Annotated in this window: 12 protein-coding genes; 5 read left to right on the forward strand and 7 right to left on the reverse strand. The window is 71.7% G+C overall.

Annotation, left to right across the window (positions count from 1 at the left end; all coding sequences use genetic code 11):
• The first annotated feature begins 53 nt into the window (after positions 1 to 53).
• On the forward strand, positions 54 to 1,508 hold the full coding sequence (locus tag ACIPWY_RS08210; RefSeq protein WP_362899683.1) for a DHA2 family efflux MFS transporter permease subunit: 1,455 nt from the start codon (positions 54 to 56) through the stop codon (positions 1,506 to 1,508).
• A 53-nt stretch (positions 1,509 to 1,561) separates the two neighbouring features.
• Here the strand turns inward: ACIPWY_RS08210 and ACIPWY_RS08215 are convergent, their stop codons facing one another.
• The 4 genes from ACIPWY_RS08215 to ACIPWY_RS08230 form a co-directional block, all read right to left on the reverse strand.
• Entirely contained in the window at positions 1,562 to 2,194 is a 633-nt protein-coding gene (locus ACIPWY_RS08215) for a response regulator transcription factor (RefSeq protein WP_362900080.1), read from the reverse strand.
• A 285-nt stretch (positions 2,195 to 2,479) separates the two neighbouring features.
• Positions 2,480 to 3,745 carry a sensor histidine kinase gene (locus ACIPWY_RS08220; RefSeq protein ID WP_401532486.1) on the reverse strand — a complete coding sequence of 422 codons (1,266 nt, stop codon included), beginning with the start codon at positions 3,743 to 3,745 and terminating at the stop codon, positions 2,480 to 2,482.
• Positions 3,746 to 3,779: 34 nt separating this feature from the next.
• Positions 3,780 to 4,496, reverse strand: coding sequence for an ABC transporter permease (locus ACIPWY_RS08225; protein ID WP_362899687.1), 717 nt, complete (start codon positions 4,494 to 4,496; stop codon positions 3,780 to 3,782).
• Positions 4,493 to 5,491, reverse strand: coding sequence for an ATP-binding cassette domain-containing protein (locus ACIPWY_RS08230; RefSeq protein ID WP_393698094.1), 999 nt, complete (start codon positions 5,489 to 5,491; stop codon positions 4,493 to 4,495). The genes ACIPWY_RS08225 and ACIPWY_RS08230 overlap by 4 nt, the downstream gene beginning before the upstream one ends.
• Before the next feature lie 292 nt (positions 5,492 to 5,783).
• Here ACIPWY_RS08230 and ACIPWY_RS08235 point away from each other — a divergent pair, with 292 nt between their 5' ends.
• Positions 5,784 to 6,638 (forward strand): MaoC/PaaZ C-terminal domain-containing protein, encoded by an 855-nt coding sequence (locus ACIPWY_RS08235; protein ID WP_393698971.1) that lies wholly within the window; start codon positions 5,784 to 5,786, stop codon positions 6,636 to 6,638.
• A gap of 6 nt (positions 6,639 to 6,644) precedes the next feature.
• On the opposite strand, the gene ACIPWY_RS08240 is transcribed toward ACIPWY_RS08235, so the two are convergent.
• Positions 6,645 to 7,442 (reverse strand): hypothetical protein, encoded by a 798-nt coding sequence (locus ACIPWY_RS08240; RefSeq protein WP_393698096.1) that lies wholly within the window; start codon positions 7,440 to 7,442, stop codon positions 6,645 to 6,647.
• 62 nt (positions 7,443 to 7,504) lie between these two features.
• On the opposite strand from ACIPWY_RS08240, the gene ACIPWY_RS08245 reads away from it, so the two are divergent.
• Both ACIPWY_RS08245 and ACIPWY_RS08250 read left to right on the forward strand, forming a co-directional pair.
• Positions 7,505 to 8,581: a Zn-dependent alcohol dehydrogenase gene (locus tag ACIPWY_RS08245; protein ID WP_389543020.1), complete on the forward strand. Its 1,077-nt coding sequence runs from the start codon at positions 7,505 to 7,507 to the stop codon at positions 8,579 to 8,581.
• A gap of 25 nt (positions 8,582 to 8,606) precedes the next feature.
• A complete protein-coding gene (locus tag ACIPWY_RS08250; RefSeq protein ID WP_401532487.1) occupies positions 8,607 to 9,548 on the forward strand; it encodes a 3-oxoacyl-ACP reductase in 942 nt (313 codons plus the stop codon).
• Positions 9,549 to 9,651: 103 nt separating this feature from the next.
• Here the strand turns inward: ACIPWY_RS08250 and ACIPWY_RS08255 are convergent, their stop codons facing one another.
• Both ACIPWY_RS08255 and ACIPWY_RS08260 read right to left on the reverse strand, forming a co-directional pair.
• Positions 9,652 to 9,810 (reverse strand): hypothetical protein, encoded by a 159-nt coding sequence (locus tag ACIPWY_RS08255; protein WP_362899695.1) that lies wholly within the window; start codon positions 9,808 to 9,810, stop codon positions 9,652 to 9,654.
• A 45-nt stretch (positions 9,811 to 9,855) separates the two neighbouring features.
• Entirely contained in the window at positions 9,856 to 11,010 is a 1,155-nt protein-coding gene (locus ACIPWY_RS08260) for a hypothetical protein (protein WP_401532668.1), read from the reverse strand.
• Between the two features lie 618 nt (positions 11,011 to 11,628).
• Here ACIPWY_RS08260 and ACIPWY_RS08265 point away from each other — a divergent pair.
• The gene (locus ACIPWY_RS08265) at positions 11,629 to 12,690 is read left to right on the forward strand and encodes an ABC transporter substrate-binding protein (protein ID WP_401532488.1); all 1,062 of its coding nucleotides are present in this window, start codon (positions 11,629 to 11,631) and stop codon (positions 12,688 to 12,690) included.
• Positions 12,691 to 12,824 lie beyond the last annotated feature (134 nt).

Raw genomic sequence — 12,824 nt, forward strand, 5'->3', positions numbered from 1 at the left:
GTGCGCCGAAATCCGGATGTACGGCCCGTCCCCCGCCTGCGACCATGACACTCATGCTTGAAGCCCCTGCCGACATCGCGACAGCCCGCAAGGCCGCGCCGCCCACCTGGCTCATCGTGGCCGCTGCCTGCGCCGGACAGTTCCTCGTCGTCCTCGACGTCTCCGTCGTCAACGTCGCCCTGCCGTCCATGCGCGCGGACCTGGGGCTCAGCGCCACCGGGCTGCAATGGGTGGTCAACGCCTACTCGATCGCGTTCGCCGGGTTCATGCTGCTCGGCGGGCGGGCCGGCGACCTGTTCGGGCGCAAGCGGATGTTCCTCGTGGGGCTCGGGCTCTTCACGCTCGCCTCGCTCGCCGGCGGCGTCGCGCAGGAGGGCTGGCAGCTCCTCGCCGCGCGCGCCGTCCAGGGGCTCGGCGCCGCGGTCCTCGCGCCGTCGACGCTCACCATCCTGACGTCCGCCGTCCCCGAGGGCGCCGCCCGCGCCCGGGCCATAGCGACGTGGACGGCCGTCGGGGCGGGCGGCGGCGCGGCCGGCGGCCTCGTCGGCGGCGTGCTCACCGAAGGCCTCGACTGGCGCTGGGTGCTGCTGATCAACGTCCCCCTGGGCGCCCTGGTGCTCACGGCCGCCGCCCGCTGGATCCAGGAGTCGAAGGCGGGCGGCGAGCGGCGCCTCGACCTGCCGGGCGCCGTCCTCGTCACGGCGGGCACCGCGACCCTCGCCTATGGAGTCGTGCAGACCGAGGCCGAGGGATGGGGCGCCGCCGCGACCCTGGTGCCGCTCGGCGTCGCCCTGGCGCTGATCGTGGCGTTCCTCGCCGTCGAGGCGCGCACCCGGCTGCCGCTGATGCCGCTCGGCCTGTTCCGCGTCCGCGCGGTCGCCGCGGCCAACGCGGCGATGTTCGTGTGCGGCATGGGCAGCTTCGCGATGTGGTTCTTCATGACCCTGTACGCGCAGAACGTCCTCGGCTACACCCCGATCGAGGCCGGCCTCGCCCTGGTGCCCAGCTCGCTCGCCGTCGTCGCCGGATCCAAGTTCGCCCCGCGTCTGATGCGCCGCGCCGGAGCACGGGCCGTCGCCGTGTCCGGCGTCCTCATCACGGCCGCCGGGTTCACCTGGCAGTCGACGATGGGCCCGCACGGCAGTTACGTCACCGGGATCATGCTGCCCGGAATGGTGATGATGTTGGGCGCAGGCCTCGCGATGACGCCCCTCGCCTCGCTCGCGACCTCGGGCGCCGCGCCCGGGGACGCCGGTCTGGTGTCCGGACTCATCAACACCTCGCGCACACTGGGCGGTTCGCTCGGCCTCGCGATCCTGTCCACCGTGGCGGCCGGCCGGTCCGCCGGGGGAACCGGGCCCGAGGACCTCACCAACGGGTACGCGGCCGCGTTCCGGTGGGGTGCGGGAATCCTGCTGGTGGCGGTGGTTCTGCTGGTGACGTGGATGCCGCGGGGCGGAAAATCAAGCGCCTGGGAGTCCGCCCGGACGGAGTCCGGGGGAGCTTGAGGAGCGGGGTTCGGGGCGGGGGTCCGGAGTGGAGCCCCGTGGCGCGGGAGCGTTCAGAGCCACCCTTGCTGCCGCGCCTCCCGCATCGCCTCCATGCGGTTACGGGTCCCTGTCTTGCCGATGGCCGAGGACAGATAGTTACGCACCGTCGACTCCGACAGATGCAGTCTCCCCGCGATGTCGGAGACCGTCGCACCGTCCACCGATGCCTTCAGGACGTCGCACTCGCGGGCCGTCAGCGGATTAGGGCCCGCGCTCAGCGCGGCGGCGGCGAGCGCCGGGTCGATGACCGTCTCACCCCGCAGAACCCGCCGCACGGCCTCCGCGAGATCCTCCACCGGACCGTCCTTCACCAGGAAACCGGCCGCGCCCGCCTCCATCGCCCGGCGCAGATACCCCGGCCTGCCGAACGTCGTCAGGATCAGGACCCGGCAGTCCGGGCACTCCGCACGCAGGTCGGCCGCCGCGTCCAGGCCGCTGCGGCCCGGCAGTTCGATGTCGAGCAGCGCCACGTCGGGCCGCGACTCCAAGGCCGCACCGACGATCGCGTCCCCCGTCGCGACCTGCGCAACGACCTCGATGTCCTCCTCAAGCCCGAGCAGCAGCGCGAGAGCGCCCCGCATCATGCCCTGGTCCTCGGCGAGGAGGACGCGTACGGACTTGGCGGGCCGGTGATCCCGGGGCATCTCGTTCACGGGGAACAGGGTATGGGTGGCAGCCGCGGGTCACTCGAACTGATCGGGCGCGGAGGCCCGTTCCGGAACAGGTTCGGCGCTCTGCAGTCGCTCGAAGAGCTGGGGCAGCCGGCCGAGGCCCGCAGAGACCCGCAAGACCCTCGGTGTCTGCGGCACGAATCCTCCGTCATCGGTACTGCTGGCCGAGGTGGATGCCAGGACACGACCGATTCCGACGCAGGCGGGTTCTCTCCCCGCCGCAGCCCCGGGCGGTCGCACACTCGCAGTGCCCGAGCCTCAGCGCGCGCGTTCCGGCTCCAGCACCGCGTCCGGCTCCACTTCGCCCTGAAGAACCGGGAGTTCGGCCGTCACCGTGAAGCCGCGCGCCGCCGGGCCCGCTTCCAAGGAGCCGCCCGCCGCGCCGAGGCGCTCGGTCAGGCCCTTCAGGCCCGTGCCGCCGATGCCCGGCTCCGGCGGTTCGGCGGCGGCGCCGCGTCCGTTGTCGTGCACCCTGAGCCGTACGCGCTCCGGGGTGCCGTCCACGGAGATCTCGCAGCGTGCCGCCCCGCTGTGACGCACCGCGTTCGTGACCGCCTCCCGTACCACCCAGCCCAGCAGCGCCTCCGTCTGTGCGGCGAGCGGCGGGCCCGACTGGCGTACGACGGGCTCGATCCCGGCGGCCGTGAGCGCTGAGCGGGCCCGGTCGAGCTCCGTGCTGAGACTGCCCTCGCGGTAGCCGGTGACCGCCTCGCGGATCTCGGTGAGCGCCTGCCGGCCGACGGACTCGATGTCCGACACCTGCGTGAGCGCCGCGTCGAGGTCGCGGTGCGCGAGCCGGCGGGCCGCCTCCGACTTCACCACGATCACGGACAGCGTGTGCCCGAGCAGGTCGTGCAGGTCGCGGGAGAAGCGCAGCCGCTCCTGCTCCACCGCCCGGTGCGCCAACTCCTCGCGGGCGGCGCGCAGTTCACGTACCGCCTCGGACAGGGAGAGGATCGCGGCGGTCACCATCGTGGACAGGAACGTGCCGTACGCGATGTTGACCGCGTCCCAGCCCTCCTTGAGACCGCCGATGGTCCCGGCGAGCGCGCTCAGGCCGAGGGCGACCTGGCCGAGGCGCCGCCCCCGCGCGACCGCGCCCGTCGCCAGGCCGAGCAGCGGGAAGAACATCAGCCAGCTGCCGCCGTAGGTGATCGCGAGCCCGCAGGTGAGCAGGCCCATCGCGATCAGCGCCAGGAGCGTGTAGCGGGCCTCGCGCCGCCTCTTGTCGAATGCCTGGAACACGACCGAGATGTACAGGCTGTTGAAGACGAACAAGCCGATGGCGCCTATCCAGGGGTTGGCCGTCTTGCCCTGGAGGAGGTTCGAGAACGCCCCGAGCCCCATCAGGAGCCAGGGCAGCAGCGAGAACCCGTTGGGCGGCGGCCCCATGGGATCCGTCGGCGAGCCCCCCTTGCGCCGGGCCCGCCACTCCGCCTTCCACACGTCCCGGTCCGACTTCCACTGCTTGCGGGCGTCCCGCAGCTCGTGCGTCCGGCAGGTGACTCGGTGCATCCAGGACATGGTTCCCCTGCTCCCCGTTCAGACGGTCCGTCGTTCAGACGGTCCGCGCGGACCTGCGGTACGACACCACAGCGTACGAACCGAAGGCCAGCAGCCAGGCGGCGAGCACCCCGACCGCGGCGGCCGTCGGCGCGTGCCCGTCGGCGACGGCCGTGCCGAGCTGCGCGAACCGGTTCGTCGGCGTGTACGACGACACGGACCGCAGCCAGCCGGGGAAGAGCGCGATCGGGAACCACAGGCCGCCGAGGACGGAGAGCCCCAGGTTGCACACCATGTTCGCGACACCCGTGGTCTGCGCGGTCAGCCGGTAGCCGTTGCCGAGACCGAGCAGCGTGAAGGGGATCGAGCCGAGCCACAGCAGCACGGTGATGGCCGCCCACTGCCACACGTCCAGCCGCACCCCGTTGACCAGACCGCCCGCGAGGAGCACCGCCGCGATCGACGGCAGGACCGTCACGGACCCGGTCAGGGCCCGGCCCGCCACGACCTCGCGCGGCGTCATCGGGGTGACCCGCAGCTGCCGCAGCCACCCGATCGTCTTGTCCTCGGCGACCCCGCCGCCGGTGCTGAGGGCCGAGCCCACCGCGCCGTACGCGGCCATGCCGACCATGGAGACCGTCTTCCACTCGGGGTCGTTCTCGCCGAGGTTGGTGAACAGCAGGTACATCATCACGGGCATCCCGACACCGAAGATCACGAACATGGTGTCGCGCAGGGTCCTGCGCACTTCGAGCCTGATGTAGTCGATCATCGAACCGTCTCCAGATCCGTGTCGGAACCGCTGCCGGGACGGTTCTCGGAACCGCCGTCGGGACGGCTGTCGGAAGTGCGATCGGTGCGGTCGTCGTCGGAGCTGCTGGTCAACGCCATGAACGCGTCGTCGAGTGAGGCCGGGGCGACCTCCAGGCCCCGGATCGCGCCCAGTTCGGCCAGCGCGATCACCGTCGCGTCCGAGTCGTCCGTCCGCAGCCTGGCCCGGTCCCCGCGGACCTCGACCGCCGTCACGCCCGGCAGCAGCGACAGGCCCTCCGTGCCGCGCCCGGCCAGGTCGATACAGACGAGACTGCCGCCCGCGGCGCGCTTCAGCTCCTCGCCGCTGCCGTCGGCGACGATCCGGCCGTGGTCGATCACCACGATCCGGTCGGCGTGTGCGTCCGCCTCCTCCAGGTAGTGCGTGGAGAAGAGCACCGTGTGACCGCGCCGCGCGTACGCCCGCATCGACGCCCAGAACGCGTGTCGCGCCTCGACGTCGAGCGCGGCCGTCGGCTCGTCGAGCACGAGCAGGGCCGGGTTGCCGGCCAGGGCCACGGCGAACCGGACCCGCTGGGTCTGGCCGCCGGACAGCTTGTCGACCCGCCTTCCGGCGAGCTCCTCGATTCCGGCCAGCGCGAGCGCGTCGGCGACCGGCATCGGCGCGGGGTAGCGGCCCGCCACGAAGGAGACCAGTTCGCGGACCGTGACCCGGGGGACCGCGCGGCCCTCCTGGAGCATCGCGCCGACCTGCCCGGCGCGAACGCTCTGCGCCACGGACGTGCCGAAGAGCGAGACCGAGCCCTCGTCGGGCTCGTCCAGGCCGAGCAGGAGGGCGATCGTGGAGGACTTGCCCGCGCCGTTGCGGCCGAGCAGGGCGACGGTCTCGCCGCGCCGGATCTCCAGATCGACCCCGTCCACGGCGCGCACCGCGCCGAACGTCTTGACCGCCCCCGTGAAGGACACGGCCACCGGTGTCCCGTCTGTCATCGTCATGGCAAGGACGCTACGGGCGCGGGGCCGCGCGCGGCAGATGGCGGTTGTACGGAGCCGGGCAGTACAAATGTCACGGCCGCCGGATCTGACATGGCGTCAGGAGTCTTCCCAACTGCCGTGGTCTTGGCTATACATGGGATCGCCGGACTGGAACGCGTTCTAGAACGGGCGCGTGGCGTTCCACCAGGATCCCTCCAGCACGGGGTTCCTCCGGCCCAGCAACGACCTCGGTGCGACCGACGGTGCGGACGGCCGCACCGAGGTCTTCCCCGCACAAGGAGTCTTGAGTCTGATGCCGATCGACGCCGCCAAGGCCGTAGCCGCCGAACCCCGGTCCGCCGAGATCACCTGGGACCACAAGGACATCCAGCTCTACCACCTGGGCCTGGGCGCGGGCACCCCCGCAACCGACCCCGACGAGCTGCGCTACACCCTCGAGTCCCGGCTGCACGTCCTGCCCAGCTTCGCCACCGTCGCGGGCGCCCGCATGGGCGTCGTCGGCGGCCTCTCGGCCCCCGGCGTCGACGTCAACCTCGCCCACGTCCTGCACGGCGGCCAGAGCGTCGCACTGCACCGCCCCATCCCCGTCAAGGGCAGCGCGACCTCCACCTCACGCGTCGCCGCCGTCTACGACAAGGGCAAGGCCGCCATCCTTGTCCTGCGCACCGAAGTCGCCGACGCCGACGGGCCGTTGTGGACCAGCGACGCGCAGATCTTCGTCCGCGGCGAGGGCGGCTTCGGCGGCGACCGCGGCCCGTCCGCCCGCGTCGAAGCACCCACCGGCGAACCCGACCGCACCGTCGACCGCCCCGTCCGCGAGGACCAGGCGCTCCTGTACCGGCTCTCCGGGGACTGGAACCCGCTGCACGCCGACCCGGAGTTCGCCAAGCTCGCCGGCTTCGACCGGCCCATCCTGCACGGCCTGTGCTCGTACGGCATGACGCTCAAGGCCGTCGTCGACACCCTCCTCGACGGCGACGTGTCCCGCGTGCGGTCCTACGCGACGCGGTTCACCGGGGTCGTCTTCCCGGGCGAGACGCTGCGGATCCGGATGTGGCGCTCCGAGGGCCGGATCCAGGTCACGGTCACCGCCGTCGAGCGGGACGAGGCGCCCGTACTCGCCGACACCATCGTCGAACACGCCTGACCGTTCCTAGAGACTGAGCGGGAGTGAGTCCTGTTGCCAGAACCCATGCTCAGCCGTGTGCCCCGAACGGTTTTGGGCACACTGGTCCCCCGCGTTCGCCCCGCGTCCGGGCGGCACGGATCGTGTCCGTGGTCCGGGAATGCAGGGGCGGGGTTCCTCACCCCCAAGAGCACACTGGTCGGCCTGGATGGTCCGATGCCCCACACGATCGCTCCGCTCGTGTGGGGGCGGTGCCGTCCGTCGCCGGATCGAGTGCCCTCGGGCGCGCCTGCCGATGGCGATGCTCGCGGCATCGTGACGGCTGGTTTTCCTGGTCCTGCTGGTGAGGGGCTTCTGCCAGTGCCGCGCGCCCCAGTTGGAGGTGCAGGCCGGATCCACGGCGATGACCGTGATGCCCGTCCGGTCGGCGATGGAGGCGAGGCGGGCACGGAGTTTGCCGGTGGGCATGCCGGAGATCAGCCGGCGGAAGCGGCGCTTGCGTCCGTGTTTCTCGCGGGTCTTCTCCGTCGCGAAGTCCAGATCTTCGACTGCGACGGCGGCGACGCCACAGGACTTGGCCCAGTTCAACAGCCGGGTGAGGGCCTGCCGGACCTGGGCGTCGCGGTGCTGGGCGGTGCCGGTCAGGTCGTAGAAGAAGCGTCGGGGCCGGCCGGTCGGATTGCCATGGGTGTCGAGCCGCCAGGCGGCGAGGTGGTCGGCGTTGGTGTCCACGCCGATCACCCCGTGCGCCGGCGCGGCGTCCATGGGGATGGTCGGGGTGACGGGGAATACCGAGCAGAGCGGGGCGCGGACATACACGCCCATGCGTAGTAATGCGCAGAAAAAACAGAAGTTGAATGCCCCCTTCGGGAGAGGAGCCGCACGCCATGCGCGCAGCCGTACTGCACGAGATAGGCCAGGACAAACTCGAGGTACTCGACGACGTCGAGGCGGTGGGCTTCGGTCCCGGCAAGGTGAAGATCCGGGTCAGGGCCACCGGACTGTGCCACTCCGACGTGTCCGCGATGAACGGCGTGCTGCCGCAGCCCGCCCCCTTCATCCCCGGCCACGAGGGCGCCGGCGAGATCGTCGACGTCGGCGACGGCGTCACGAACGTCAAGCCCGGTGACCGCGTCCTCGTCTGCTGGCTCCCGGCCTGCGGCGCCTGTCCGGCGTGCAAACGCGGCCAGACCCAGCTCTGCCTCGCCGGGTTCATGAACGCGGGCACCCCCAACTTCAAGCGCCCCGGTGGTGACGTCTTCGGCTTCGCCGGCACCGGCACCTTCACCGAGGAGGTCGTCGTCGACGCGGGCTGCGCCGTGCCCATCCCCGACGACGTGCCCTTCGACATCGCGGCCCTCATCGGCTGCGGCGTCACCACCGGGCTCGGCGCCGCCATCAACACCGCGGACGTGGCGGCCGGTTCGTCCGTCGCCGTCATCGGCTGCGGCGGCGTCGGCATCTCCGCGATCCAGGGCGCCCGGCTCAAGGGCGCCGCGCAGATCGTCGCCGTGGACCCCGTCGCGTCACGCCGCGAGGCCGCCCTGAAGTTCGGCGCCACCGAGGCCGTGTCCCCGGACGAACTCGCCGACGCCAAGCAGCGCGTCACCGCGGGCGAGGGCTTCGACTACGTCTTCGAGGTCGTCGGCAAGTCCGCCACGGCCCGCACCGCCTACGAGACGACCCGGCGCGGCGGCACCCTGTGCGTCGTCGGCGCGGGCGCCCTCGACGACTTCCTCCAGCTGAACATGTTCGAGCTGTTCTTCGACGAGAAGAAGATCCTGCCGTCCATGTACGGCGGCGGCGACGTCCTGACCTCCTACGAGCGGGCCATCTCCCTGTGGCGGGCCGGCCGCATCGACCTGGAGAGCCTCATCACGCACCGCGTACCGCTCGCGGAGATCAACGAAGCCCTTGACCAGATGCGGACGGGCGCGGCACTGCGCACCTGCATCGAAATCTGAACTTCCTTGCTCTGAGAGGACTTTGATGTCACAGCCACTCGCCGGCCTGTCCGCGATCGTCACCGGCGCGGGCCGCGGCCTCGGCCGGGCGGAGGCGCTCGAACTCGCCCGGCTGGGCGCGAGCGTCGTCGTGAACGACTTCGGCCAGCCTGGCCGCGACGGCTCGGGCGGCGCCGACGCCACCCCGGCCGAGGAGGTCGCTGCCGAGATCCGGGCCGCGGGCGGGCAGGCCGTCGCCCACCTCGGCGACGTCGCCGACCACGAACAGGCCCGCGAACTCGTCCAGTTGGCCATCGACACGTACGGAAAGCTCGACATCCTCGTCAACAACGCGGGCATCCTGCGCGACCGCATGATCTTCTCGATGAGCGAGGACGAGTGGGACTCGGTCATCCGCGTCCACCTCAAGGGGCACTTCAACACCAGCCACTTCGCATCCGTCCACTGGCGCGCCCGCTCGAAGGAGGCGGGCTCACCCGTCTACGGCCGCATCGTCAACACCTCGTCCGAGGCCTTCCTCGCCGGTTCGGCCGGACAGCCCAACTACGCGGCGGCCAAGGGCGGCATCGTCGGCCTGACGACCTCCACGGCTCTCGCCCTCGGCAAGTACGGCGTCACGGCCAACGTCATCTGCCCGCGCGCCCGCACCCGTATGACCGAGGACGTCTTCGCCGGTTTCGCGGAGCCCGGAGCCGGTGAGCTCGACCCGCTGGCCCCCGAACACGTGGCCCCGCTCGTCGGCTACCTCGCGTCCCCGGCCGCCGGGAACGTCAACGGCCAGCTGCTCGTCGTGCACGGCGGCCTGGTCGCCGTCGTCGAACGCCCCAAGGTCTCCGCCAAGTTCGACACCGAGAAGGACGCCTTCAGTTACGAGGAGCTGGACGCGCTGCTCACCCCGCACTACGCGGACCGGCCGCCGAACGAGACGTTCGCCGCGGCAGAGGTGCTCGGCCTCAAACACGCCTGACCCCATGTGACCCCATGTGACCCCATGTGATCCATGTGATCCATGTGACCTCATGGCAGAGGGGCCCGGAACCATGTGGTTCCGGGCCCCTCTGTCATGCCGTTCAGCCCTGGTCGGACTGGACCTTCCGGTGCCGCCCGTGCGGCGCCGCGTTCTCGTCGCGCGAGGACACGCCACCACGGTGCCGGCCGGGACCGGCGGACCGGTCCGCCGCCTCCCTGGACTCCGTCGTGGTCATCGCCGCGTTCATCGTCTCGGCCATCGAAAACTCACCCCGTAACAAGATCCTTCAAACAGCCGGGCGAGTCTAACCGGCGGGTGCCGCCGTTGTCCCGGCGGTTGTCGCGCGTCGCATGAGACCGGCGAGAGGAGCCTGCTGGAGCGGGACGGGACGGGCCGCCGAGGGCGGCTCGGGCACCGTCTGCGGAACCTGTTCCCCTATTTCCTCCACGGGTTCCGGCACCGACGTGCGCGCGATCCCGCAGGGCACCGACTCGGTGGCGTACGGGAGTTGCAGTTCACCGTCGCGCGTCCAGAACCCCGTGCCCGCCAACCAGCCGTGCGGGGGCGCGAGTTGATGCATCTGACGGTCGGTGGGCCGCCACAGGCCCAGCCAGGTGCCCGCGGCGCCGTCGATCCGCAGCGCCACCGCGCAGCTCTCCGGCATCAGCGTCTGCCCCGGCTGGATCGCGAACGGCGTCACCGTGCGGTCCGTCAGACGCAGGCACTCCGGGAAGCGCACCGGCAGCGTCGAGCCCAACACGCCCCAGCCCAGACGTTCATGACCGGGCGACGGTGCGTCCGAGCGGATCAGGAGCAGCCCGCTGTCCGGATCGGCGAGCATCAGGCGGTCCGCGCTGGACTCCGCGATCTGGAGCAGCGGCGTGACCTCGCCACCCCGCCCCAGGTCCACCGCGACCGCCTTGACGGGACCCCCGTCGAGGGAGCGGTCCAGAGCCAGCATCCGGCCCGCGCGATCCAGCCACACCCCGCCCGAACAGCGACCGGGGACCTCGGCCACGAACTCGGGCCCGAACGCCCCGCCCGCGACCATCCACACACCCGTCGACCGCTCGCCCACGGTGATGGCGTACGCGCATCGGCCGCCCGGAGCCGGCGGAAGCAGCGTCAACTGCCCGCCGCTCACGGCCCCGAGAGGCACCTCGCCCGTTCGCGGACCCGTCGGGTACAGCAGGGAGAAGGAGTGCCGGCCGTCCACCACGCGCCGGATGAGGACGCGCCCGTCGCCCATCGGCACGACCTCGGTCCCCGGCTCCTCCGGCTGATTCCCGGGCAACGGCACCGCGTACGGCTCCGGCCCGTCCAGGGTCCACCGCTCCGGAAACCAGGATGTCCCGTCGGACGCGAGCCGCGCGGCGTAGGCCCCGTCGACGGTGATGACGCACGCGGGGCGGTGGGTGAGGGGGGCGGGCGCGCGGTGGTGCGTGGGGGGAAGGGGCATCGGGGGAGCGGGCGGGGGGTCACTCTCCGGGGCTCGCGGGCTGTCCGGTGCTGGGGTGCTGTCCCGTCCCGGGGTGCTCTCCGGTTCTGGGGCGCCGTCCAGCCGCGGATCGGTGCCGGATCCGGGACCGGTGCCGAGGTCGGTGTCCGGGGCGTGCCCGTACCCGGTGTCGGGTTCGCGCTCCGGGGTCCGCCCGTAATCCGTGGCGGGTCCGCGCTCGGGCGCTTGCCCGTTCTCCCGGTCCGCGTACGCGTACGCGTCCGAGGCCGCGTCTGCGCCCGGCTCCGGGTCCGGGTCCTGTGCGTTCTCCGGCTCGTGTCCGCTGTCCGGGGCGGGGCCGCGCGCCGGGCCCGGTCCGCTCTCCGGCTCCGTCGTGGGCTCGATCGCCAAGGCCGTCATGGGGATCACTCACCTCCGGTTCGTCCGAGCCGAAGCTAGTTTTCGCACGCGCTGCCGTGGCACTCGCGGCGCAGGCTTCACACCAAAGGGTGGCCATGTCCGTATCTGCCTGAAAGGGGTGGGTCGGATGTGCTGGCACGTCCGGAAGTGCCTGATGTTAGGTTTGCCTAACCATCATGACGGCGGCCTGACGCCACGAAGTTCGGAGCTGGAACACCCATGGCCCTGCGAACAAGCCCTCGCACCCGCGGCACCGCCGCCGTAGCCCTCGCCGTGGCAGCAGCCCTGTCGCTGGCGGCCTGCGGGTCGGGCGACTCGGGCTCCGGCTCCTCCGCCGGCTCCGGCAAGTCCGACAACGGCAGCGGCTCCAAGGCTGTCGCCCAGGGCGGCGAGGACTTCGCCAAGGCGGCCTCGCGGACCGCCGAGATGGGCACGACCGCCAAGGCCGGCCAGTTCCCGCGCACCGTCGAGCACGCCATGGGCAAGACCGAGCTCAAGGCGCAGCCCAAGCGGGTCGTCGTCCTCGACGTCGGCGAGCTGGACAACGTCGCGTCGCTCGGCGTCAAGCCCGTCGGCTACGCCCCCACCGAGGGCGACGACGGCGTCCCGTCCTACCTGAAGAAGACGGCGGGCACCCCCAAGGACGTCGGCACGATCAACTCCCTCAACCTGGAGGCGATCGCCAATCTCCACCCGGACCTGATCCTCGGCAGCGAGCTGCGCGCCGCCAAGCTCTACCCGCAGCTCTCCAAGATCGCCCCGACGGTGTTCTCCATCCGCCCCGGCTTCACGTGGAAGGAGAACTACCTCCTCAACGCGTCCGCCCTCGACAAGACCGCCGAGGCGAAGGCGAACCTCGCCGCCTACGAGAAGAAGGCGAAGAAGCTCGGCGACGACATCGGTGAGAAGAAGCCCACCGTCACGATGCTGCGCTACATGCCCGGCATGATCCGCCTCTACGCGAAGGCGTCCTTCATCGGCACGATCCTCGACGACGCCGGGATCCCGCGCCCCAAGAACCAGCAGGTCGTGGACCTCGCCGCGGAGGTCAGCCCGGAGAAGATCGACCAGGCCGACGCCGACTGGATCTTCACCGGTGTCTACGGCGACGCGAAGAAGACCGACCGCGCCACCGCCGAGGGCAACCCGCTGTGGAAGAAGCTCGGCGCCGTGAAGAACGGACAGGCCAAGGACGTCCCGGACGAGACCTGGTACCTGGGGCTCGGCGTCACCGCCGCGAACGAGGTCCTCGACGACCTGCACGGCTACCTCGTCAAGTAGTCCCCGCCGTTCACCTCGGCAAGCGGTCCGCCGTTTCACCTCGCCAAGTAGCCGACCGTCCCCGGCCGGTAGCGGTACGTGAGCCCGTACCGGCCCCGGCCGCGGCCGGATGTGCGCCAGGGCCGACGGGGCAT

Origin of the sequence: Streptomyces sp. NPDC090032 (assembly GCF_044748025.1) — a bacterium.
Lineage (GTDB): Bacteria > Actinomycetota > Actinomycetes > Streptomycetales > Streptomycetaceae > Streptomyces.